Origin of the sequence: Pseudoalteromonas sp. H103, from assembly GCF_001469205.1 — a bacterium.
Taxonomy (GTDB): domain Bacteria; phylum Pseudomonadota; class Gammaproteobacteria; order Enterobacterales; family Alteromonadaceae; genus Pseudoalteromonas; species Pseudoalteromonas carrageenovora.
The window spans coordinates 196,748-220,996 of sequence record NZ_LOFG01000021.1; the positions used below are offsets into that span (position 1 = coordinate 196,748).

Here is a 24,249-nt window from a genome sequence, read left to right on the forward strand (position 1 = left end):
CTACTCTGCTAATGGTAATTTAAATTTAGCTAAACGATTTTTAGGGAACGCTGAAATATCAATAGGTTCGCCGTTTAGGGTAATGCTTACAACGTCATGCTTACCAAGCACAACAGAAAAAGGAGGGGTGCCGCTTACAGTCATTTTGTAGCCTGCTTTTTTAACACCAAATGCTACTTTTTCGCCTTCGCCATCGTAAATTTCAACCCAACTTTCATCGTTAAAGTTCATTACAATTGTACTTAGGTTATCTGTACTTTGTTCTTGCTGTGCAGCGGGTGCTGCTTCAACAGGCGTTTGTGGCGTGAGTGTTTCGCTAGTTGCAAGTGTGCTTTGCGGCGTTAATAACGATTCGTCATCTATTTGGGCTTGCTGCTCTTGTTGTAAAACTGTGGGCTGCGCAGCTTGGCGTTCACTCATTTTTGAGTTCTCGACATTTATATTGCTGGTTTGCTCTTCTATTGGGGTCGCGTTTTGCCAAAACCATAAAGCAGATGAGCCAATAACAATCGCCAAAATTAAGTAACTAAATAGCATTAAGCGGCTATCGTTTGCTTCTTTTTCTGTGCGACGCGAAAAACTTTGCATGTTAGCTGGCTTTGTAGGCTCAGGCGGCGCAGGCATCATCGCTATTATTGGTGCGCTATCAACTTTTAATTCGCGGCAATAGTTTTTTATATACCCTTTTACAAACGTAATAGGGCCTAGTAATGCAAATTCGTCGTTTTCAAGGCGCTGTACTTGTAATTCAGACAGCTTTAAAGGGGCTGCGATAGTTTCTATGCTAACGTTTGCTTGCTCACGGTGTTTTTTTAATATTTGGCCTACCGTAGGCTGCTCGCTTTGAGCTTGCGTATTTTCTTCATTCATAATTTGTATGAGTCTGGATCCACTAGTAAAAGTCTATGCCCTGGTGTTAATGCAATGTCAGGACTTAATTTATTCCATCGCATTAATTCATCAATTAATACATGCCGCTGGGTAGCTATATCGTAAAGGGAATCGCCAGCTTTAATTTCGTAATAAATATTAGGATCGTTTAGGTAAATTTTACTTCCGTTCATCACCCGATCCGACTCTTTTAAACCATTCCATTGCAGGAGCTTTTGTAGTTTAACATTGTATCGCACCGAAATGCTAAATAGGTTTTCACCAGCAGCAATTACATGAAACGGTACTCGCAAAGCGGGTACTTTAGGATTGAGCATTGGTGGCTCTGTTTTTTTCACTGCATCGTAAGGTTTAAACTCAATGTCTGAGCTATTTTGATAATCGTTATTTTTAAATACACCGGCATCTTTAGTGGTTTCGTAAAATACCACATCAGCGCCTTCATTTTTTACAGAGCTTGCAGGTGCAGTTGTTGCGTTACTCGTTGTTTTCGGTGAGTTAAAGTTGGCTGCTTTAGGCGCACCAAATGAAATTATTTTAACCTCATCATCTGTTGTTGCAGGAGCCTGCATAGCGTTAGCAGTCGTTGGCTTAGAAACATTCGGTTTAGGTGTGCTTTTTTGCATTTTTGCAGGCTGAGCAGCAATGCTACTCGCCGAGTCATGCTCTGTAGTAAGTGCTAGCATAACTGCTGATGTATCGTTAGGTGTACTTGGTGTTAATACTTTTTTACTTGGTGCCGGCTTTGCAGCGGGTGCCATGCTTGTAACTGTAGGCGCTGCATTTGCTAGTTGTTTTGTGCTTTTATCGGCTTGGTTAGTTATTGCAGCTTGAGCTGGCTGCGTTTGCATTGTTCGGGCAATAACAGGGTTTGCGTCTTCTGCAGGGGCTACTATCGGTAGTGTTGCCGTTGGCTGATTGTTTTTTGTAACTAAACTGGTTGAGCCATCTGGCGATGCGCTTTTTTTTCTGACAATTTTTATTTTTGGTTTAGCACCCACTAGAGCGCCATTGTCGTCTTCTTTTAACTCATTTAATTTAGCTTTGCGGTATTTTTCGCGTAGCATTTCAAACTCGTTAAAGCGTGTGCGTTTTTCTCTTATTGCGTAAGCTTCGTTACTGCTTGGGTAAGTTTGTAAAATAGTGGCTGCTATTTTTTCCGACTCTTCTATTCTGCCCATTTTATTTTTAACTAAGTAGCTAAGCATTAGGGCTCGAGAAGATACACGTCCTGTATCATCGTATCGCTTTACAAGTTCGCCGGCTTTATGTAAATCGCTTTTAGCGTAATACAGTGCCGCTAAACTAATTAAAGTAGATGTACGTTGCGAGCTATGATTGAGCGCTTGCTTAAAGTAGCTTTCGGCATTTTCAAAGTCGTCAAACTCAATGGCACATAAGGCTAAGTTTTCGTAGCTTTCGGCAACTCGAATATAGCTAGGTATGTCAATGGCTTTTAAAAATTGGTCTGTTGCGCGGTCGTACTCGTCAATACCACACAAAAATACGCCGTAGTTATTTAGCGTATTAGGATCGTCTGGTTTTATATCAAGTGCTTTTTGGTAGGCTTTATCTGCACGAGCGTTTTCGCCAACTTGTTGGTAATAATAAGCAAGCGAGTAGTGAACTTCAGGTAAGTTAGGGGCAAATTCAGATGCGCGTTCTAAATTATATTTTGCTTGAGAGTTGTTACCCGCTTTTAAGTACTGAAGGGCTAAAGCTATACGTGTGCGTGCTGCGCCAGCATTATTAATTTTATTTTTGACGACGGGTTTGTTACTTCCGTTATAACTACTTTCGCTAACACAGCCACTTAGGGCAAGTGCTGATAGTGTTAAAGCAAGTATAGATCGCATTACCTTGTCTCTTTATTTTTGTCCATAGCGCCTATCTTACCTAAAACCTTTCGTGTTGCATCATTTATTTAAAAATAAACAACTTAACCACCCTGCACAGCTAATATACGCGGGGTGGTTATAGGCTTATGCTTGCTGAATATTAACGCTAATAGCGTTATCATCACGCATTTTCTTTTTCGCCATACGTTTAGTACGGTCAACTACATCACCTGCTAATTGCCCACACGCTGCGTCAATATCATCGCCTCGAGTACGGCGCACAATACAGGTAATACCAGCAGCCTGTAAAACCTTAGAAAAACGGTCAATTCGGCTATTGCTAGAGCGCGTGTATTCGTTACCAGGGAACGGGTTAAATGGAATAAGGTTTACTTTACAAGGTGTACCTTTTAACGTTTTAACTAATTCGTGAGCTTGATCAGTGCTGTCGTTAACGCCGTTAAGCATTACGTATTCAATCGTTACGTCTTTATTTGCTTTAGAGCCATCAATGTAACGACGACATGCTGCTAAAAACTCTTCAATAGGGTACTTTTTATTAATAGGCACTAAAATATCACGCAGTGCGTTATCTGGTGCGTGAAGTGAAATAGCAAGCGCTACGTCAATCTTCTCTTTTAATAAATCAAGTGCAGGTACTACACCCGACGTACTTAATGTTACGCGGCGCTTAGATAAGCCAAAGCCCCAATCGTCCATCATTAATTCCATTGCTGGTACTACGTTTTTAACATTAAGTAATGGCTCGCCCATACCCATCATTACTACGTTAGTAACAGGGCGTTTTTCGCTGTTACCATCAAGGCCAATATCTTTAGCTACGCGCCATACTTGGCCAATTATTTCTGATACTTTTAAGTTGCGGTTAAAGCCTTGTTGCGCGGTAGAACAAAACGTACATTCTAAAGCACAGCCAACTTGTGAAGATACACATAACGTTGCACGTTCTTTTTCTGGTATCCACACAGCTTCTACTTCTTGGCCGCCTTCAAGTACTAATGCGTATTTGATTGTGCCGTCGCTCGCTTGTTGGCGTACAGATATTTCTGGTGCAACAATTTCGCATTCGTTTTTAAGCTTTTCTTTAAGCTTTTTATTTACGTTGCTCATTTCGTCGAAGTTATCTACGCCAAAATGATAAATCCATTTCATCACCTGGTCGCCACGAAATGGCTTTTCACCGAACGATACAAATAGCTCGCGCATTGCATCTCGGTTTAAATCTAATAAGTTAATCTTTTTTTGCTCGGTCATGAAACAACCTCAATCGGTGACGGTGGAGATAAAAATTTACAAGGACGAATTGTACACAATTCACTCAGTTTAATCATTAAGTAAAATATCAAAAATGTACTTATGAATACTTTACGTAATGACTAAAAAAGGGCCCGAAAGCCCTTTTCATTTTGTTAACGAGTTCGAATTAACGAGTACGTGAACAAAGCTCTTCATCAGAGAAGAAGTACGCGATTTCGCGAGCAGCAGATTCAACAGCGTCAGAACCGTGAACAGCGTTTTCGTCGATGCTATCAGCGTAGTCTGCACGTAAAGTACCAGCTAGTGCTTCAGCAGGGTTAGTAGCACCCATGATTTCACGGTTTTTAAGAACAGCGTTTTCGCCTTCAAGAACTGTAACCATTACTGGACCAGATGTCATGAAAGATACTAAAGCGCCAAAGAAAGGACGCTCGCTGTGCTCTGCGTAGAAACCTTCAGCTTTCTCTTGTGAAAGGTGAACCATTTTAGCTGCAACGATTTTAAGGCCAGAAGTTTCGAAACGGTTGTAGATAGCGCCAATGTGGTTTTTAGCTACTGCGTCTGGTTTTACGATTGAGAAAGTACGCTCTAAAGCCATCTTTATGCTCCAATAATTTATAAGTAAAAGTGTGAATATTAACGGGCGCGAATTATACGCGCTTTAGCTGAAAAATCCTAATTTTATTAAAAACCAGTTTGATTGCAGTTTTGTGATCTTGATCAAAAGCACAATGCTTGTCGGATTTATAATGCCGCGCTTGTAAATTAATTAATCATGCAACCGACTTATACTCGGTTCGATGTATGGAGCGCACATGCCAACTGTTTCTTCTTTAACTTCTTTTGTACCTGAACTGTTATGCCCTGCAGGGAGCTTAAAAAATATGCGCTATGCGTTTGCTTATGGCGCAGATGCCGTGTATGCAGGTCAGCCCCGTTACAGTTTGCGTGTACGAAATAATGAGTTTGACCTAGACACTTTACAAATAGGCATTAATGAAGCACATGCACTAAATAAAAAGTTTTATGTGGTATCAAATATTGCCCCGCATAACGCTAAGGTTAAATCGTATTTACGTGATATTGAGCCGGTAATAGCAATGGCACCCGATGCGCTAATTATGTCAGACCCTGGGCTTATTATGCTTGTTCGTGAAAAATGGCCAGCCATGCCTATTCACTTATCGGTGCAAGCAAACGCCGTTAACTTTGCTAGCGTGCAGTTTTGGGCGAAGCAGGGCATTGAGCGGGTTATTTTATCAAGAGAACTGTCGCTTGAAGAAATTAAGGAAATACGCACGCTCTGCCCAAATACTGAGCTTGAGGTGTTTGTACATGGTGCATTATGTATGGCGTACTCTGGTCGCTGCTTATTATCGGGTTATATAAACAAGCGCGACCCAAACCAAGGTACATGTACAAATGCATGTCGTTGGGATTACGATGTAAAACCAGGCGTTGAAAACGAAACGGGTGAGATGGTGCATAAAATTGATCCGAAACAGGTTATTCCTACCCTTGGTGAAGGCGCGCCAAGTAGCGAAGTATTTATGTTAGAGGAGCAAGGCCGCCCTGGTGAATATATGCCTGCATTTGAGGATGAACACGGCACGTATATTATGAACTCAAAAGATTTACGCGCCGTGCAATATGTTGAACAGTTAACAAAAATGGGTGTACATAGTTTAAAAATAGAAGGGCGCACTAAGTCATTTTATTATGTGGCGCGCACTGCACAAGTGTATCGACAAGCAATAGACGATGCGGCTTTGGGTAAACCATTCGATACTAACTTATTTAAAACACTCGAAAACTTAGCACATCGTGGTTATACCGAAGGTTTTTTAAAACGCCATGCCCATCAAGAATATCAAAACTATGAATACGGTCACTCGGTATCTACTAAGCAGCAATTTGTAGGTGAAGTGCTAGGGCGTGACGAAAATGGATTAGTAAACATAGACGTAAAAAATAAATTTTGCACAGGCCACTCACTTGAACTGATGACACCACAAGGGAACATTATTTTTGAACTTGAATACATGCAAAACAAAAAGGGCGAAAGTATTACCGATGCCAAAGGCTCTGGGCATATTGTAAAAATTCCGCTAAATGAGAGCGTTAACTTAGATCACGCTATTTTAATGCGTAATCTAGATGCACACCAAGATACCCGAAATCCATTCAAAGAGGTCAGTTAGAGTCCACTTTAATAACTGCTCAAAGCTATTTTATTATTAAATATGATACATAGAGTGACGCTGAGCAGTTATATCTTCACCTGCTATTTTTAAATACCATTTATGGAATTTACTTTATCATTAATGCTTATTTATAAAATTTTAAAAGCGAATATAATGGATATTCGTACTTAATACGTGTTGTTAAATCGCTCCTCACTGTTACCCCATTATTTTTTAAAGGAATCATTTTTGTATGTGGATAATTTTTGCATTACTCGCGACCGTTTTTTTTGGTGCTCGAGGAGTGTTGTATCAATGGACGTCGCAGAAAAAGATTAACCGTAACTTATTATTATTCGGTGTATTTTTTGTAGGGTTTATTATTAGTGCGCTAGGTACTGTGGTGTTTGAGCACACGTGGTATGGCTGGGCAGACATTACGGTTGGGTTGGCTTTAGGGTTTGGCTCTTTTGCTGCTAATGGTTTGTTGCATAAAGGGTTTTCGGTTGGTAAAGCGTCTTTAATTAGTATTTTATCTGGATTAACACCTCTGTTTGTCCTTTTATTTGCTTTTTTATTGTGGCAGGAGACCTTAACAACAATTCAATTAATTGGTTTTTTCATTATTTTTGGTGGCCTTTATATCATTCGCTACTCAAGCGATATTTCGTTGAATAATCTACAAGGTGCGCAATGGGGATTACTCGCTGCACTTGCCTTCGCATTTAATGATTTAATGGGTAAGCAATCAACACTCCTCGAGGCAGATACGTTTGCAACTTTAACGTCTATGTTTGGGTTTGGGAGTTTTCTTTTTGCTGTCAGTTGGTTAGTAAAACGTAAAAATGCACTTGCAGCGCAAGACCGATCTCATACGTATTGGTCTGCGAGTAAAACATTTTCGTGCGGGTTACTTATAGGGCTAACAAACGTGGCGGGTATGGTGGCAATAATATCGGCGTTTTCGCTTGGTAATACAGGACTTGTTTCAGCTATTTCCGGAATGAACATTTTAATTATTTTGCTCTATTCACGCATCGTTTTAAAAGAGTCGTTTACCCGCCAAGAAGTGATAGGATTAGCAACAGCATTTTTAGGTGTAATTGTACTTAGGCTCAGTTTTTAAACGTTTAAAGCTTTAATACTTTCTTTTTAAAAGCATACATTGCTAACTTTCGTTAAAGTGTTGCAATGTATGCTCTATTAACAGTCGCACTCGATAAGGGATTTGTTTTCTGTCGCGATAAAGTATAGAAAATGGCTGCCCGTTACTTTTCCAGTCAGGAAGAATACGTTTAAGTCTTCCTGCATCTATAAGAGGTAATGCTATGTAATCGGGAATGTAGCTAATACCTAAGCCTGATTCGACCGCTTGTTTCATCATTTGTATTTCATCAACTTCCAATCGAACATGTGTGTTTGGGTTGAAGCTATATTCCTCGTTCGTTTGCAGGTTTTTTAACTGCCACGGAGCTAACCCAACGCACGTAATTTTTGGGTGATCTTTTAATTGCTCAGGATGAGTGATGGATTGATGATCATAATTTGGGTGAACACACAGCAGATTATGAGTAAGCTTAAGCTCTCTAATAACCCAATTATCAATGGCTGGGTTTCTCACTCTAAACGCTATATCAATCCCTTCTTTTTCAATATCAATAAGGTTATTTGAAAAGCGTAAATCTAGTTGAATATTGGGATACTGCAGTAAAAAATCACAAAAAATGGCACTTAAAAAGTGTTTACCCATGTAAATGGGGGCAGAGATCCTGATTTTCCCTTTAGGTTGGTCTTTCTCATCACAAAGTGCTTGCTCTATACACTCCACCTCGTCAAATAACTTACGATAGCGATCGTAATATAACTCGCCAGTATGCGTTAGCGTTACTCGATGAGCATCTCGATTGAGTAGCGTTAATTGAAGAGCTTGCTCTAATAGACGTATTCTACGGCTTAAGGTTGATAGTGATATATCAAGATTTGCTGATGCTTTTTTAAAGCTACCCAGTTTTACTATGGTGCAAAAGTAACGTAAATCATCGAGAGAATAACTAGCTGCCATCAGAACTACTTTAATATTTAGGAGGTAGGCAATAGTAACAGCGGCACTTTAAAATTTCATTAGAGATTAAGGGGGGAAAGAACTGAAGTTAGGCAATAAAATTTTATATAACTTTGATTTCATGACCTTTAAATAAAAGCACTGGTAAATAACGTAACTCAATCTGATCAGCTAAATTAATTAAAAGTAGTTTTAAGTCATATTTGCTAAAGCCATTGAAAATAGATTTACATTGAGTACTTTATTTAATTAAGTGTATTTATAAGTCGTCTTTTTAGGTGAATAGCTAAAGAATAATTAGAGGCTCTACACAAAATAGAGCCTCATTTTTATAATTTAGAAACGATAACTTGCACCTAAATAAACAGTACGGCCATTAACCGTTGTGTTGTATAAACGATTATTAGAGTCTGAATATTGCTCTTCTCGTTCATTAGTTAAGTTACTGGCTTCTATAGTGAGTTTTAGCTTTTCATTTACCTGATAAAAAGCAGATGCATCTATGTATGTGCTGGCATGAAAACCGTTTTCGTCTTCATCGCCGTTACCCGCTTGTACCGCTGCAATATAGTCACTTCTATAAGCGGCTGCAACGCGAGCGCCCCATGAGTCAGAATCGTAATATACTGTAAAGTTACCAGAGTGTTCTGAAAGCCCTGGGAACGATTTATATTGATCAACACCTGAGTTACCCACATTACGGTACAGCGCTTCACCATCAGCAAATGTATAATTCGCAATAACACCTAAGTTATTAAAAGGAGCAGGTAAAAAGTCGAGATCTCGTTGAAAAGCCAGTTCCCAGCCACTAATATCACTTTCATCTAAGTTTTGTGGCTGAATAACGGTAAAAACAGTACTTGCAGTTTGCGGGTTGCCGTTTTCGTCTACGTCGCCTAATAAACTAACAGGGTAGCCAGTCTGGCTGTATGGAATGTCATATGTTTCGGTGATAATGAAGTTATCAATAGATTTATGGAAGTAACTTACGGCTGCATACCCTATATTTTCAAAGTAATATTCAACTGAAAAGTCGAAATTAACTGATTCATAAGGTTTAAGGTTTGGGTTTCCTGAACTGATACTTAGGCCATTGGTTGATGTGGCATCATTTTGTACCACACCTGTTGGCACTAATGCAGCGAGTGAAGGGCGGGTGAGATTTTCGCCATAACTTGCACGTAGCACTAAACTGTTATTACTATCCCACACTAAATTTATAGCGGGTAGTAACCCTGAATAGGTATTTTCAACGTCAACTACTTCTCCATTTATTAACCCTATAGCATTGGTAGTTGTATCGTAATGGCGTACACCCGCATTACCCAGTAAGTAACCTGAGCCTAGCTCCCATTCAGCTTCGTACTGCAAATAAGCGCCAAAGGTTTTTTCTTGTACGTTATCGGTAAAATCAGGGTTATCTAAATTAGGGTCGATATTCATACTCGCTAGAGTGCCTAGTACATCAACACTTACCCATTGTTGCTTATTGTGTGCGGTATTGGTAAATGTGAGGCTTGAATCTACCGTGTCATCCAGTACGCCATCTTCCCAGTCACTACGGTTAATGTTGTCAGATTTACTTTCACCGTTTTCACTTTCAAACTTTTTATTAGATACACCAAACTTTATATTTGAAGCATTGTTTAGTGTGTAATTAAAATCTAATTTTACAGAGTCGAATGTATTAGTTATTTCTTCTTCAGATATATCAATTTCGTGATAACGAAATAAACTACTGTCTGTAGGCTCAAATCCGTATGTGTTTTCACCATAATAAGCATCTTGGCGGTAATCAATTGTTTCATCGCCAAATGTTTCTAGATAAACTTTAACACTCCCGGTATTAAATTTGGTTTCTGAGCGCCCCACGAGAGCGGTCATATTTAAATCGTTTGTAATTTGCCAGTCACTTTTTAATACAAATTGGCTTATTTTAGTGTCTGCATATTGGCTGCGGCTTTCTGAGTGTATTGCGGCATCTTCGTATACTGAGTAAATAGCGTCGTTATTTTCATTTATTTCAAGTGCTGTGAGCTTTGAACATACTTGCTCGTTGTTATAAGCAGGGCCTGTACAGCCAAGAGCTGTTGAGCTTGAGCCTCGGTTTTGTAAGTGGAATTCACTACGATCATTATTCAGTTCACCATATAAAGCATCAAAACTAAATTCAAGGTTATTATTTGGGCGATATTGCAGAGCAAGGGTCGTCCCTAAACGTTCCTGTTCGTTTTCAAATAATGAGTAGCGGCTACCACGAGAAAAGCTCACTTCTTCGTTGTTAATTTTATCTTGTAATTCATCTGATAGTTCAGATATATCGGAGCCTGATGCATTTTTTTTGCGCCAGCGATAAGTATTGTAGCCTTGCTCATTTACATCACGTTTGCTGTATGCAATTGAAAATAATGCACCAAATTTATCATCCCATGTATTTGAGATAAGCGCTGCAACTCGTGGGCTAACATCATCGGTTTGTGAGTTGTCGCCAAGTTGACCTGATAGAGCAGTATTAAAACCATCAAAATCAAATGGTTTAGCTGTATGAAGCCCAACAGTGCCGCCTATGCCGCCTTCATCCATTTCGGCTGAAAATGATTTTTTCACATCAACGCGTTGAAATAACTCAGAAGCAAATATATTAAAATCAAAAGCGCGAGAGCGACTTACTGAACCTCGGCTATCCATTGCTGAAGACGATGTACCTAAAGCTTCCATACCGTTGAGTTGTACTTGTGTAAAGTTTGGACCCAAGCCTCGTAACGAAATTTGTCGGCCTTCGCCGCCTTCTCGAGTTATGGCAATGCCAGGTACACGTTGTAGTGAGTCTGCTAGATTTAGATCGGGAAAATCTGCAATATCTTCAGCCACAATAGAATCTTGTGCGCCCACAGCATTTCGTTTTAAATCTTTTGCTTTTAACAAACTGTTGCGATAACCCTGTACAACAATTTCTTCCACTTCTGTTTGCGCAGATTGTTCTGCATACACATAATTAGACACGCCTAATGAGCTCATTATAGCCGTTGCTAAAAGCGTACGAGATGGTTTGTTCAACATAATGCTTCCTTGGTTTTTAATTTAAAGTTGATTATTAATAAAAGGGTTTGTGCGCACTAAATGACCTTCGTCAAATTGCACCACATAGTTAAAGCGCGCCTGCTGTGGCGAGCCGGGTATAAAATCGGTTGAAATTACTTGTGCGCCGCTATTTTTTGCAGCATTAAACTGCATTGTTCGTTGCGAATTAGTGGCACTTAAATTTGCATCTGCGCGGGTACGCACCATGTAGCCTTTTAATACAAGTTGCTGAATTTTATAAAAGTCGCGTATAGGGTTGTTCACAATCATAAAAGCAGCTTCGGGGTGGTTTTCATCATAATGGGCAAACATGCTAGCCCCCTTTAACGAAGGTCTATTTTGTTTATAAAGTGCGGATTGCTGTGTATTGCCATCAAATAAGAATATGAATTTACCTGCTAAAGCACGTGTACTTGGCCACCCAAACTTAACGACGGTTTGGTTTAAAGATAATGGCGTTTTGCGTAAATCATCTGGCGTGAATAATAAGTTAGGTAACGATTTTTGAATTAACTCATCGAGTAAATAATAATCTTTCGATGTAAATTTAAGTGGCTGGGTTCCTAAAATTAAATCAGATCGTGTTTCTTTTACATTAAGCATTACAACAATTGGAAAGTGCTGCGGATTTGCCTCTGACCATGCTTTGAGTGTATTTAAACAGCCACTAAACAACACACAATGGCTTTGCACATCAATGTCGGGAATGTGCATTACTTTAAATCCTGGCGTTGCTAATTGCTTTTTTTCTAACTCATTAAACAAAGGCGTTGTTGCAAAAGTATTAGCCCAAGGTTTTATGTATAAATCACCATTAGGGTCTTTTAAAACGTCAATTTCTAAATGGCGAACACCGCTATTTAACTGTTTAATAATAGATGAATGACCGTAATCAATACGGGCCATTAGCTTGGGGCTTAAATCATTTAATTTATGTTTAACGCCTACGTTTAATGTTTTTTTATAGCTGTTATGTGAGCCAATCATTTGCAGGGTATTTAATGGCATAGCGTTAATGCTAGTTACATAACCTGCAAAAATAATAAAAATAAAAAATGGCATAGCACGTCTCAATTGTTGAGTTTGCTATCTAAGAGCGAGCATTTATAAATTAGGGGACACAAAAATATGCATTTAATAAAAGTTTCATAATAGAAAAGCATGTTTATAAAATTTTATGTCCCCTTTTATCCATTACCGCGCTCTAAATAATAAGTGAAATAAAAACGGGATAAAGCCATCATGATTAGAGTCAAAGTACTATGGTTAGCACTATGGATTGGGTTATGTATTACATGCAAAGTAAGTGCTATTGAATACTTTGAGGTTAAAAGTGCGCCGCAGATGGAGACGGTTAAAGTGGCCTTTTTAGCCGATATTCATCTACATGATATTTTTGCTAATTTACATGACGTAGATAATATAGAACTCCCAAAGGACGTTACCTCAAAGCAACCATTACTAATGCGTAGTATGCTTGCCCAGCTTCATTCAACACGTCTTTTTAATGAAAATTATTTTGTTTTTTTACATGTATTAGATGAACTAGCCGAAAAAAAAATAAAACTAGTCGCCTTACCTGGCGATTTTACTGATGATGGCCAACCTATTAATGTGCGGGCTCTGGCGCGTATTTTAGGTCATTATGAAAAGAAATATGGAATGCGTTTTTTTGCCATACCGGGTAATCACGATCCCGTAAAACCATATACAACACCGGCAGGTAAAGCGGACTTTTTAATGGCGCAAGGTAAAGAGTTTGGTGTTTATAGTTATCAACATGAAAAGTGTATGGCTAAGCTGGCAGTATGTGATGATGGTTTAAAAAACTGGGGATACGCTGAAATACTAAGCACACTCGATGACTTTGGGTTTAGTAAACATAAAGGTGATGTGCTATATGAAACGCCTTATAAAAACCGAGAGTTTATATGGTGTAACCCCAATAACAAAAAACACTGTATCACCATGCCCGATGCGAGCTATTTAGTTGAGCCTATAAAAGGGGTTTGGTTAATGGCAATTGATGCCAATGTGTATGCACCGCAATGGCAAAACTCACCGCTCACTTTTAAAGGGTCGTCTGGTGCCGGCTATAATGCTTTAATTGATGCAAAGCCTCTATTGTTAAAGTGGATAAAAACGGTTGTAAAAAGAGCCAAAACTCAAAATAAAACACTGGTTGCATTTAGTCACTTTCCAATGGGGGAGTTTTACGACAATGCAAATGACGAATTACATAAAGTGTTTAGCCGTGGTCATTTTTCTCTACCAAGAGTGCCAACACCACGTACAGCAAAAATACTGGCAGATACAGGGTTAACGCTCCATTTTGCAGGGCATATGCATTTAAATGATACGGCGCTGATAACCAGTAATCAGCACTCCCAGTTAGTTAATGTGCAAGTGCCAAGTTTAGCGGCTTACAAAGCGGCCTATAAAGTTGTAGAGCTAAATTTAGCTAAGCAAACCGCGCTTATTAGTACTCATACATTAGACGATGTGCCGGGTTTTAATAACTTATTTAGTTTATATGAAAAGGAATGGCAGTATCGTAACTTGCATAATCTTAGTAATTTTGACCGCACTATTTTGAACTCAAAGAGTTATGGTGATTTTACCAAGCAACATTTATTTGGGCTGATTAAACAGCGTTTTTTAAAACGCGATTGGCCTAAAAATTTAGTGGCATGGTTAAATGACAATCATCATTTAGCCGATTGGTTTATAAATATGCAATGTTTAAATGAAGCACCGCCTAATTTGCTCTCTCAGCTTGAAGCTGTATCGACAAAAGAATGGCTTCAAGATTTTTATTTATTACGAAATGGTGATGTAACAGCAGATATAACAGCTAAAAAGCGTATTACTTATCAACAACTAAATACTTTTTTAGCACAATCGACATGTAAAACAGATACGCAAATACAGCAATACTTAGCCCTGTTAATAAAAGTAATGGCAAAATTTAGTCAGCATACCCAGGGGGAGAATTTCCGCGTTGATTTAAAAACAGGAAAAATCATTTAATACTGATAACTCAACCCTAAGTAAAAGGTACGTCCACTTGTGGTTGAGTTGTAAGCTCTGAGGGTTGAATTACTGTATTGTCGCTCTTGTTCATTACTGAGATTAAATGCGCTAAATTTAAGTTTCCAATAATTAGAAAAATAATAATTTACACTTGCATCCCAATAGGTGGTCGGCATAAATCCGGTTTCGTTTTCATCGAGTAAAAGGCTGCCAGCACGCACTAAATATTTATCTCTAAAAATAGCGCCGAGTTTAAAATTGAATTTGGGGTGGTCGTAAAAAATCATACTTGATGCGGTAATTTTAGATAAAAAAGGCAGGTTTTTTTTAAATAAAGCAGTGCCATTATTTGAGTCGTAATAGGTGACTTTACCTTTATTATAAGCAGCTTGTATATTAATGCCCCAATCAGAATTATGTATTAAGTAGTTTAAACTTACCTCGGCTCCCCACTGGTAGGCCGTTTCTGCATTACTTAGCCAAAGTAATTGACTATCGGAGTTTGGAGGCGGCGAACCTTCAAATAAAGGCGCTTGTGTTGTGACTATGTAATCCTCTAGATCTTTATAAAAAAGTGATATGTTAAACGAACTGTGACTACTAAAATCAGCCTCTAAAGAAATATCGCTATTATAAGATAAGTAAGGTTTTAGATTTGAGTTAAATATGTATTTTGTACTATTGGGGGTATCGTTTGAGCCATCAAAATTGAGTGAATTTAGTAATGGTTTTGAATAGTTTTTGGAAAGTCCTGCACGAAATCGCCAATTATCGTTAATAAAATATGACCCATTAAAAGTTGGAAGCCATAGACTATACAAAATCGGAGAGTAAGGCGCTTGAGTGTAAGATGTTATAGATTCTGATTGGTAACGTACACCTATATGAGCCTCCCATTTTTCTTGCTCTGTACTTAATAGAGTATAAGCACCTCTGCTATATTCCTTTATATGTTCAGCTTTAGTCGTGATTAAAAAATTATTGGCTTGTACATTAAATGGGTCAATGCCATAAAGCTTAAGTGCCTCATTCGTGTTTATTTTTAACCACTGCTGTTTTTTATGTGCATTTTGCGATGAAACATACGATGCAGGAAGGTCAATTAATTGTTGTGGTGTATCGGGTATTTCATTAAAAAAAATATCGTTTTGCTGTGCGTTATTCATTTTATTTTCAAACAGAGTCCAGTCAGCCCCGAATTTAAGGGTTATTAAACTATTAACGTCATATTGAAAATCTAATTTTGCGAAGGTGTACTCACTATTTGAATTGTATTGCTCTATATCACCATGATGCATTTGCCACATCGTCGGATTTTTCAAGTTTTCGCTGTACTTAATATCTGCATAAAATGGCGTTTTACGATAATCAATTGTAACGTCACTTACACCTTGGGTATAAATCTTATTGCTGAAAGGAATGTCATACTTTGAGCGCTCGTTTCCTAATATGGCGTTTATTTTCCAATTTTGATCTACTTGTTGTGTAAGCGAGAGCACGCCTTGCTGATATGCCGTTTTTATTTTTTGGGCTCTACTTTCAGTAGCGACTCTTGCATTTTCATAACGTGCATACACAAGCTCATTATTTTTATTAGCTTGAATGTCTTTAATTGTTGTTAGCCCTATAATTATAGGCGTTGACTGATCCCCCCTTGGGTATAAATGATATTCATGCCTATCACCTTTTAAAAACCCTGAGAGCATATCAAAATCAAAATGGGTGGTTTCATTTTTGTACTCTACAGATAGGTTTGCCCCAAATCGCTGCTGGGTTGCTTGCCATACCGAGTAGCGATTACCGCGAGGGATTATATAATCGCCTTGAGTTAAATGCTGAGCTTGTGATTGAGTTAACGCCGAGAGATCAGCGCCTTCTATGGCAATATTTCGCCAGCGAAATGTATTAGCGCCTTGCTCTAACGATTCTCTGTTTGTGTACGCAACGCTTGCAAGTACCCCCCAATTATTCCAGGTGTTAGAAATTAAGCTTGAATAACGCGTTGCGCCAGTACCTGTATAGTCGTTGTAGCCAAGCTCAGGGGTAATAACAAATTTAAACCCCTCATTATCTAAGGGGTTTATAGTTTTCAGTGCCATAGTACCAGATATTCCACCTGCTATTTTGTCGGCAGAATAGGCTTTAATTACATGAATTTGTTTAAATAGTTCGGCAGGTAATATATTAAAATCGAAAGAACGATCGCGCTGTTTTTGCACTCGGCTATCCATCGGTGAATCGTTATTTGCTAAGACAGGCATGCCGTTAAGTGTTACCAAACTAAAATCAGGATAACTGCCACGTATTGATACTTGGCGTCCTTCGCCAGCTTCGCGAGTAATGGCTACACCCGGAATATACTGTAAGGCTTCAGCCAAGTTAGTATTTGGTATATCGGTAATATCTTGTGCAGAAATGGCTTCGCTAATCGTTTTATTAGTGTGTTTTAAGTTTCGTGAGCGAGCCAACGAATAGCGGATACCCTTTACTGTTATTTCTTCAAGTGTTTCGTTATCGTTTACTACTTTTTTTGGAAAAATAACAAAACCATCGTTTTGAATTTTATATGTTAATTCACTGTCTTCTAACAAATAATCCAATGCTTGAGCAAGTGTATGATCGCCAATTAAGGTGGATGTAGTTTTGTCGTCGATAAGTGAAGGGTTACTACTAAAAGAGACTGCATACGCATTTGCTACTTCTCTTAAGCTGTCACTGAGAGAACCGGCAGGTATATAAACAAACGTATGTATGTTTTTTGCGGCACTTGGCATTGCTGTTAAGCAACTAACAGCAATAAAAAAGTACACTAAAATACGTTTATTTAATGTACACACATGTTTTAGCATAAGAGTTTAATCAACATACTTCATTTAAGGTCGCGTTAAATGAAGTTCGTTGCTCTTTTTTTCTACATTCCAGTTGTAAGTAGATGCTATTAGCATAAGGCTTTGTTGCGGCGTTTCGAGATTAAATCGTCCGCTAATTAAAGTATTATTGAGTGCGTTATCTACTTTAATTACCATAGGGCTATAACGCTGCAATTGCTTAATAACAGTGGTTAGAGGTTCTTTTTTTGCATCAATCCAACCCATTCGCCAAGCAGGGAGTTGTGCCAACTGCTGGCTATAATCTACAGCTATATGTCCATTTTTTATAACAGCTTGTTGAGAGGGAGTTAATATCACTTTATCTAAGGCCGAGACTTCTACCCGGCCTTCGTACACTGTTACCACTACTTCATCCTTATTGCGCTCTACATCAAAAGAAGTACCTAGTACTTTAATGCTTGCTTGTCCGGAATTTATTATAAATGGCCGTGTTTTATCTTTGGCTACATCAAAAAAAACCTGTCCTTTTTTTAATTCGATTTGCCTAGAGTGTGGTAGTAAGTGTGCAGTCAACTCACTATCTGCATTTAAGTGTAAATATGAACCGTCATCTAATAACTTAGATACACGTTTGCCTAAACGTGCTTCTAAAAGCTGAGGTAGGTTAGTTTCAACTGCTGTTTTTGCAATAGGTGTTGGTGTAAACGCTTGTTGAGATATAGCAAGCCAGTACACTGCAAAGGCAATAGCGCTAAAGCTTGCCGCTAACGCGAGCACAGGGAAATTTCTAGAGCGTTTAGTGTTAGGTGCAATTTCTGGAGTCGCTAAATTATTTTGTTTAGTGTAAATGTATAGAGCTTGTTTAACAGCAGGATCGCCAAATACATTGGCTATTTTTTCAAATGCATTCTTATTTTCTGCGCATTTTAACCAAAGCGATAGTTCTTCACGGTCATGATCATTTAAATCATTAATCCGGTCTAGCCAATCTGCTGCCTGTTCTAAGCGTTGTTCGTTCATTAAAAAACCTAATCTGCGTTGATTAAATATAAAGAGCGTAAAAATTTAAAAAAGGGGACATTGTTATTGATTTTTTTCTATGTGAAGCGTTATCTGTATCATTGCACGCGTAATATGTTTTTTTACAGATTCTTGGCTCATATTTAACTGCTTAGCAATTTCTTCGCGACTTAATCCATCAATACGACGAAGCTTAAATACATTTCGCCTTAGTGGTGGTAAATCTTGAAGTGCATTTTTAACAAGATCGAGCTTTTGCTCTGTAATAGACTGCGCCTCAGGATCGCTATTCTCATCTGTAAACAGCTCAATATCGTCAGTATTATTTTGTTGGCTTTTGTTTTTTTGCCAATCGCTATACATAACAGACTTTGCTACCTGATTTATATATGCCTGAAGGTTTTCTATCTCCGATGTATTATTTCTATTTAATGTTCTTAATAGAGCCTCTTGTACTAAGTCGTCTATGTCATCTGCATTGCTAGATCGGCGACTAATGAACTTACGAATATGGCTAATAATATTTTTTACATCGGTCTGTTCAGAAGAAGCATTTAAATTCGATGGCAGGGGGCTTTTAAAAGTCTTCATTACTCGCTCTAGAATTTTATTTTAAATAAATAATAAGCGAATAATATGACCAGCTTATTACAAGCAAGTTGGTGCGTAAATTTAAAGAAAGTAATTGATTAAGATCAATTGTTCTATATTAATAAAGTGCATAATTTTGGGATAAAATAAATTATTAACTAGCGAGACTAAAAAGTGGCTCTACTTATAAATAACAAGTGCATTAACTGTGATATTTGTGTTGCCGAGTGTCCCAATACAGCCATTTATATGGGGTCAAAAACTTATCAAATAGATCCAGCAAAATGCACAGAATGTGTTGGGCATTATGACAACCCTACGTGCGTTATTGTATGTCCAATTAATTGTATAAAACCCGATCCTAATAATCGTGAAAACCTCGATGAATTAGCTCAAAAGTATGTCAGGTTAACTAGTTCGCATTAATAAACCTTTTTAGTGCTCACAATACGGTACAAATGCCACATCCTTTAAGGTTGCTTAAGGGGGGTTATAATTTGAACATACTTCAATCCCGAGAGGCCAATATTACTTTGGCTTCATTAAATGTTAACTATAGTGTGTTACTTTAGTACTTTATAAACTCAATGTTTAATCTAGAAATAGGGTTAGATTTATAGGAGTCTATTTTGAAAATAGGTACTAACGCTATCCAAAATGCACCTTCTAAATGCGTAATATCGCTTGATAATGATTGTCGAGTATTTGTTATTGGCGATCTTGATGGTGACTTACCCGCCTTAAAGCATGAACTTAACAAGGTAAATTTTGACCCACAGAAAGATTTTTTATTTTGCTTAGGCGATTTCGTTGATCGAGGTGAGCAAACCCCTGATTTATTCACTTACCTACAGGCCATTAATGCATTTATGGTTTTAGGTAATCATGAGCATTTAATGCTTGAGTCGTTATTGAGTAACGATAAAGCTGCATATAAATTATGGACAGAAAATGGTGGTAATTGGCATAAGTCAATTTCAAGTGAAAAGCTTAAAGTTATGTGTAAAGCGCTTTTAAGTAAGCCGCTTTCTATAGTACTTGAATATCGTGGTTACAAAATTGGTTTATCTCACACATTTCCTCAAATATGGGATTGGAATAATTACCCCGATGATAAGTCAACGGTTGTAGATTCGTTACTGTGGGATCGTGATGTAGTTAAGCACGATAAAATAATAAGCAGTGATGGCGTTGATTTTTCTATTCATGGGCATAATTCAACAAAGACGCCTTTTTGGGTTGGCAATAGTTATCATATTGATACAAATTACTTAGGAGGAAAACCAACCCTTTTAGAGCTTAGTGAAGTTATTAAAAGTATATCTTTAAAATAATTAACAGTAATGGCTGTTTAATAATCTATTTTTTATTTGCGTTAACAAACGATTAAGTTTGGCTATGTAAAATTGGCGCAAATTTGCCATTACGTAACATAATTACGTAAAAGGATTAACTATTTGCTTTAGCTTGTGTAAAGCAAGTTTAAATGGAACAGCCTCTCTCATGTTATCAACACGCCATTTTTCTCTCCCTTTTTCAAAACTTTGTAAATCATCACTTTATTTATCTGTACTTTCAGCGCTTGGTTCAGGTTACGCCTATGCAGAGCAGGAAGCTTTAAATGCAATAAATAAAAAAGAGATGGAAGTAATAGAAGTACGCGGAATACGTTCCAGCATGGCCGAAAATTTAGATGTTAAGCGTATGTCGGGATCAGTGGTAGACGCAATTACTGCTGAGGATATTGGTAAGTTCCCTGATAAAAATGTGGCTGACTCATTGCAACGTGTTCCAGGTGTAGTTATTGAACGCGATGGTGGCGAAGGTGCGTCGGTGAGTATTCGTGGTTTATCGTCAGAGCTTACGTTTACTCAGCTCAATGGTAATTTTATTGCGTCTTCGCCGGGCGAGCCTTCACGTTCTTTTGATTACACATTATTACCCTCTTCCATGATTGAAAGTGTAGAAGTATTTAAATCGCCAGAAGCGCGTTTAGATGAAGGTGGTGTTGGTGGTACTGTATTAATGCATAGCCGAAAGCCATTAAGTATGGAGGCGAACTCAGGTGTATTTAATGTAGAAAGCACTTACGCCGATGTTACCAAAGAGTATGAACCTCAATTTACTGGGTTGTATTCGTGGAAAAACGATGATGAAAATTTTGGCATTTTAGTGGGTTATACCTATCAAGAGCGAACAAATAGAACGATCTCAGGTGGTACCGATGCAAATGTATGGCGCTACACCGGTGACGGCCAACCTACTGATGTTACTGGCAACTCAGTTGATAACAATAATGGCTGGGATACGATAAATGATTCAAACGGTAATAGTTACGATGGAGTGTGGTTTCCGCAAGTAGTGCGTGGCTCAGTACTGAACGAAAAACGTGAGCGCGAAGGAGTTCGATTTAGTACGCAGTGGCGACCAACAAATCGTTTAGAGCTAGGTTTTAATTACTTTGGCTTTACACTTGGACAAGACAGAACTGAGTCTGTAATTGATATACCTGAATGGTCACTCAATCCAGACTTTTTAACGGCGGTTAATCTCGACGAAACAGGCACTATTGCAACAGGTATGCAGTACGATGCTATGGCAAGCGGTATTGAAAGTGATATGCAGTTTCCGTGGATGCGCGGAAGCTATGTGCGAGAAGAGTCAACTTCAGACACGTTTGATTTTAACTTAACTTACGAGGGTGATAACTTCAAAGCACGCTTTGTAATTGGTAATACACAATCAGAGGGTGGCCCAGAGGAAAGCTGGGAAGCGGCCTATAAAAGTTCTAACGCGGGCGAAAACGCAGCGACTATACAAAACGCAGCTCAAATGGCTGGTTGGTCACTAGAGCAAGATAACGTATCACTTAATATTGACCCTAATACATTAGTTAATTTACAAAATGGAATTGGAGGCGGTCGTGATGCGGGCTCTTCAAATTCAAGCTTTGTACGCAGCGAGCTTGAAGAAAACTACTACCAAGCAGATGTGGATTTTTATATTGATTGGGGATTTTTAAAAACAATTAGAACAGGCGCTAAATATCGCCATGCGACACTTCATCGAGAAACAGGTAATACTTTCTTTTTAGATCCTAATTTTGATATAGCTGCAGGGGAAGCAAGTGAGCAAGGTATTACGCGTTTTGATAGCTACCAGTGGAATGGTGGAATGCCATTAGCTCAAAATGTATTTACAAGTGAGAATAATATTGCTGGTGGTTTTGATATAAACCAAATGCCGAGTATCGACTGGAATAAATACCGCGATATGGTCACTGCTAATTATGTACCTTATACGCGCATTGAAGATAATTTTGTTTACGATATAGAAGAAAAAATATCAGCTTTTTATATTCAAGGTGATTTCGAATTTAGTGAGGTAAGAGGTAATTTGGGTGTGCGTGTTGTGCAAACAAAAACATTTACGTCATCTACCGACTTATATACCTACCAGTTAGATCACACTAATGATGAAACAGGTGAGCCAGTAACAGGTGACGCTCGCTTTGTTGAGGACTATCAATTAGTCACTCAGCAAAATAAAGACACTCAAATTTTGCCAAGCTTTAATATTGCGTGGGATGCTACCGATGATTTGGTTGTTCGTGGAGCAATTGCTAAAGTGATGTCTCGTCCTGATTACAGCGATTTAGGTGCGCAGCAGCGTATTACATTTGTATCGGATGAATGGGCAGATGATAGAGCTGCATTTAACGAGCTTCCTGGTTTTAGTGGCAGCGGTGGTAATAAAAACTTAAAACCGTTTGAGTCAGTACAGAGCGATTTATCTATTGAGTATTATTACAGCGAAGGCTCAGCAGCAGGTTTAGCACTATTTTACAAAAAGGTCGATAACTTTGTCGTACCGCTTGTAATAGATGCACAGCAAAGCTTTGCAGGAAAAACCAACATAGTAGATAGTGGTACTATTACTATTGCACCCTATAGCACTGTAGGTAATGGCACCGATGCAGTATCTAAAGGCGCGGAAGTATTTATTCAGCATGCATTTGATAATGACTTCGGGTTTTACGCAAACTATACTTACAACAAAACTAATAAAGCAGACGTTTCTATAAATGGCGAAGCGTTCGGTCAATCGCCACTAATTGGCAGCGCCAAATATCAGTACAATACTTCTGTTTATTACGAAGCTGATTATTTTAATGTACGTGCTTCTTATAATAAGCGAGGCGAAACAGTACTCGGTTTAAATAGCGGATTAAATGTATACCAAGATCCTTACGAACAGCTCGATGTAAATGCATCCGTAAATTTATACGATGGGCTTAGCCTTACCGCAGCGGTTATTAATTTAACTAAATCTGAATCAGTAACGCGTTTAGGAAATGACACCGATGCACGATTACTCAATACGAGCTACTCAGGTCGTCGTTATTACGCTGGTTTTAACTATAGCTTTTAGATATATGGCTTAATAGCAGATCAATAGACATTACTATTTGATAGCGCAGGCTGTAACAAACACTTTAAAAGGCATTAAATGTTAATAAAGTGCTAGTTATGTTGTTTTTTTAAAGTGTTTAGCTCAAATACTCAGCGAATAGTGTTTTATTTAAAGTTTTATCAATAAAACGCTTGCGTAAGAATCGAATCTCCCTATAATGCGACCCCACTGAGACGGGAAACGCCGATGCATAGCAAGGCAGCAGCGGCTCAGAGAGTTAAATAAAACTTCGGTTTTGAATCTTCTAAAAAGAAAGTTTAAAACAAAGTGTTGACTCGAAAAATAAAGGGTGTATTATTCGCATCCCTTGAGACGCTAAAGCGACTCAAAACGTTCTTTAACAATATAAAGCAATCATCTGTGTGGGCACTCGTACAGATTGAGTTCTAACAGCCAACCTACTTCGGTAGCGAGGCAAGCAAATTAGAGTCTCAATTGAAACTGAGTGACCAACAGCAATAACTACTTCGGTAGGAATTGCAGCACAGTCAATTCAATATCGAAAGATATTAAATAAATTCAGAATTCATTGAGCTGTCGAAAGACATAAAACTTTTTAATTGAAGAGTTTGATCATGGCTCAGATTGAACGCTGGCGGCAGGCCTAACACATGCAAGTCGAGCGGTAACAGAAAGTAGCTTGCTACTTTGCTGACGAGCGGCGGACGGGTGAGTAATGCTTGGGAACATGCCTTGAGGTGGGGGACAACAGTTGGAAACGACTGCTAATACCGCATAATGTCTACGGACCAAAGGGGGCTTCGGCTCTCGCCTTTAGATTGGCCCAAGTGGGATTAGCTAGTTGGTGAGGTAATGGCTCACCAAGGCAACGATCCCTAGCTGGTTTGAGAGGATGATCAGCCACACTGGAACTGAGACACGGTCCAGACTCCTACGGGAGGCAGCAGTGGGGAATATTGCACAATGGGCGCAAGCCTGATGCAGCCATGCCGCGTGTGTGAAGAAGG

The 24,249-nt window shown here is 38.6% G+C and carries 16 protein-coding genes and 1 rRNA gene; 7 read left to right on the top strand and 10 right to left on the bottom strand.

What is annotated here, in order from left to right; translation table 11 throughout:
- The 4 genes from ATS74_RS19520 to ndk all read right to left on the bottom strand — a co-directional run bounded on the left by ATS74_RS19520 (position 1) and on the right by ndk (position 4,605).
- Positions 1-870: a RodZ domain-containing protein gene (locus tag ATS74_RS19520; protein ID WP_058550523.1), complete on the bottom strand. Its 870-nt coding sequence runs from the start codon at positions 868-870 to the stop codon at positions 1-3.
- On the bottom strand, positions 867-2,747 hold the full coding sequence (gene pilW / locus ATS74_RS19525; RefSeq protein ID WP_058550524.1) for a type IV pilus biogenesis/stability protein PilW: 1,881 nt from the start codon (positions 2,745-2,747) through the stop codon (positions 867-869). The genes ATS74_RS19520 and pilW overlap by 4 nt, the downstream gene beginning before the upstream one ends.
- A 126-nt stretch (positions 2,748-2,873) precedes the next feature.
- The gene (locus ATS74_RS19530; RefSeq protein ID WP_058550525.1) at positions 2,874-4,004 is read right to left on the bottom strand and encodes a bifunctional tRNA (adenosine(37)-C2)-methyltransferase TrmG/ribosomal RNA large subunit methyltransferase RlmN; all 1,131 of its coding nucleotides are present in this window, start codon (positions 4,002-4,004) and stop codon (positions 2,874-2,876) included.
- A gap of 169 nt (positions 4,005-4,173) precedes the next feature.
- Positions 4,174-4,605 carry a nucleoside-diphosphate kinase gene (gene ndk, locus ATS74_RS19535; protein WP_058550526.1) on the bottom strand — a complete coding sequence of 144 codons (432 nt, stop codon included), beginning with the start codon at positions 4,603-4,605 and terminating at the stop codon, positions 4,174-4,176.
- A gap of 217 nt (positions 4,606-4,822) precedes the next feature.
- Between ndk and trhP the strand changes: the two genes are divergently transcribed.
- Both trhP and ATS74_RS19545 read left to right on the top strand, forming a co-directional pair.
- Positions 4,823-6,208 carry a prephenate-dependent tRNA uridine(34) hydroxylase TrhP gene (gene trhP, locus ATS74_RS19540; protein ID WP_058550527.1) on the top strand — a complete coding sequence of 462 codons (1,386 nt, stop codon included), beginning with the start codon at positions 4,823-4,825 and terminating at the stop codon, positions 6,206-6,208.
- 235 nt (positions 6,209-6,443) lie between these two features.
- On the top strand, positions 6,444-7,316 hold the full coding sequence (locus ATS74_RS19545) for a DMT family transporter (RefSeq protein ID WP_058550528.1): 873 nt from the start codon (positions 6,444-6,446) through the stop codon (positions 7,314-7,316).
- A gap of 42 nt (positions 7,317-7,358) precedes the next feature.
- Here ATS74_RS19545 and ATS74_RS19550 read toward each other — a convergent pair whose 3' ends face one another.
- From ATS74_RS19550 to ATS74_RS19560, 3 genes are all read right to left on the bottom strand, one after another.
- Positions 7,359-8,252 carry a LysR family transcriptional regulator gene (locus ATS74_RS19550; protein ID WP_058550529.1) on the bottom strand — a complete coding sequence of 298 codons (894 nt, stop codon included), beginning with the start codon at positions 8,250-8,252 and terminating at the stop codon, positions 7,359-7,361.
- Positions 8,253-8,588: 336 nt separating this feature from the next.
- Positions 8,589-11,312: a TonB-dependent receptor gene (locus tag ATS74_RS19555; RefSeq protein ID WP_058550530.1), complete on the bottom strand. Its 2,724-nt coding sequence runs from the start codon at positions 11,310-11,312 to the stop codon at positions 8,589-8,591.
- Positions 11,313-11,333: 21 nt separating this feature from the next.
- Entirely contained in the window at positions 11,334-12,395 is a 1,062-nt protein-coding gene (locus ATS74_RS19560; protein WP_058550531.1) for a Ca2+-dependent phosphoinositide-specific phospholipase C, read from the bottom strand.
- Positions 12,396-12,575: 180 nt separating this feature from the next.
- Between ATS74_RS19560 and ATS74_RS19565 the strand changes: the two genes are divergently transcribed.
- A complete protein-coding gene (locus ATS74_RS19565; protein ID WP_082660700.1) occupies positions 12,576-14,363 on the top strand; it encodes a metallophosphoesterase family protein in 1,788 nt (595 codons plus the stop codon).
- On the opposite strand, the gene ATS74_RS19570 is transcribed toward ATS74_RS19565, so the two are convergent.
- The 3 genes from ATS74_RS19570 to ATS74_RS19580 all read right to left on the bottom strand — a co-directional run bounded on the left by ATS74_RS19570 (position 14,360) and on the right by ATS74_RS19580 (position 18,808).
- Positions 14,360-17,215, bottom strand: a complete 2,856-nt coding sequence (locus tag ATS74_RS19570; RefSeq protein WP_058550532.1) for a TonB-dependent receptor — start codon at positions 17,213-17,215, stop codon at positions 14,360-14,362. The two genes, ATS74_RS19565 and ATS74_RS19570, sit on opposite strands and share 4 nt — an antisense overlap.
- A gap of 24 nt (positions 17,216-17,239) precedes the next feature.
- Positions 17,240-18,217: a FecR family protein gene (locus tag ATS74_RS19575; protein WP_058550533.1), complete on the bottom strand. Its 978-nt coding sequence runs from the start codon at positions 18,215-18,217 to the stop codon at positions 17,240-17,242.
- Between the two features lie 63 nt (positions 18,218-18,280).
- Positions 18,281-18,808 (bottom strand): RNA polymerase sigma factor, encoded by a 528-nt coding sequence (locus tag ATS74_RS19580; RefSeq protein ID WP_201023039.1) that lies wholly within the window; start codon positions 18,806-18,808, stop codon positions 18,281-18,283.
- Positions 18,809-18,982: 174 nt separating this feature from the next.
- Between ATS74_RS19580 and ATS74_RS19810 the strand changes: the two genes are divergently transcribed.
- The 4 genes from ATS74_RS19810 to ATS74_RS19595 all read left to right on the top strand — a co-directional run.
- Complete coding sequence (locus tag ATS74_RS19810; protein WP_082660702.1) at positions 18,983-19,234, top strand: YfhL family 4Fe-4S dicluster ferredoxin; 252 nt, start codon at positions 18,983-18,985, stop codon at positions 19,232-19,234.
- A gap of 203 nt (positions 19,235-19,437) precedes the next feature.
- Positions 19,438-20,142, top strand: coding sequence for a metallophosphoesterase (locus tag ATS74_RS19585; protein ID WP_058550534.1), 705 nt, complete (start codon positions 19,438-19,440; stop codon positions 20,140-20,142).
- A 169-nt stretch (positions 20,143-20,311) separates the two neighbouring features.
- The gene (locus ATS74_RS19590; protein ID WP_058550535.1) at positions 20,312-23,239 is read left to right on the top strand and encodes a TonB-dependent receptor; all 2,928 of its coding nucleotides are present in this window, start codon (positions 20,312-20,314) and stop codon (positions 23,237-23,239) included.
- 599 nt (positions 23,240-23,838) lie between these two features.
- A 16S ribosomal RNA gene (locus tag ATS74_RS19595) occupies positions 23,839-24,249 on the top strand; the annotation flags it as partial.

Excerpts from the sequence above, each read along its gene's own strand:
- ATS74_RS19570 (WP_058550532.1), bottom strand. The coding sequence starts at position 17,215 with ATGCTAAAACATGTGTGTACATTAAATAAACGTATTTTAGTGTACTTT.
- ndk (WP_058550526.1), bottom strand. The coding sequence starts at position 4,605 with ATGGCTTTAGAGCGTACTTTCTCAATCGTAAAACCAGACGCAGTAGCT.
- ATS74_RS19550 (WP_058550529.1), bottom strand. The coding sequence starts at position 8,252 with ATGGCAGCTAGTTATTCTCTCGATGATTTACGTTACTTTTGCACCATA.
- trhP (WP_058550527.1), top strand. The coding sequence starts at position 4,823 with ATGCCAACTGTTTCTTCTTTAACTTCTTTTGTACCTGAACTGTTATGC.
- ATS74_RS19530 (WP_058550525.1), bottom strand. The coding sequence starts at position 4,004 with ATGACCGAGCAAAAAAAGATTAACTTATTAGATTTAAACCGAGATGCA.
- ATS74_RS19560 (WP_058550531.1), bottom strand. The coding sequence starts at position 12,395 with ATGCCATTTTTTATTTTTATTATTTTTGCAGGTTATGTAACTAGCATT.
- ATS74_RS19590 (WP_058550535.1), top strand. The coding sequence starts at position 20,312 with ATGTTATCAACACGCCATTTTTCTCTCCCTTTTTCAAAACTTTGTAAA.
- ATS74_RS19565 (WP_082660700.1), top strand. The coding sequence starts at position 12,576 with ATGATTAGAGTCAAAGTACTATGGTTAGCACTATGGATTGGGTTATGT.
- ATS74_RS19545 (WP_058550528.1), top strand. The coding sequence starts at position 6,444 with ATGTGGATAATTTTTGCATTACTCGCGACCGTTTTTTTTGGTGCTCGA.
- ATS74_RS19520 (WP_058550523.1), bottom strand. The coding sequence starts at position 870 with ATGAATGAAGAAAATACGCAAGCTCAAAGCGAGCAGCCTACGGTAGGC.
- ATS74_RS19575 (WP_058550533.1), bottom strand. The coding sequence starts at position 18,217 with ATGAACGAACAACGCTTAGAACAGGCAGCAGATTGGCTAGACCGGATT.
- pilW (WP_058550524.1), bottom strand. The coding sequence starts at position 2,747 with ATGCGATCTATACTTGCTTTAACACTATCAGCACTTGCCCTAAGTGGC.
- ATS74_RS19555 (WP_058550530.1), bottom strand. The coding sequence starts at position 11,312 with ATGTTGAACAAACCATCTCGTACGCTTTTAGCAACGGCTATAATGAGC.
- ATS74_RS19580 (WP_201023039.1), bottom strand. The coding sequence starts at position 18,808 with ATGAAGACTTTTAAAAGCCCCCTGCCATCGAATTTAAATGCTTCTTCT.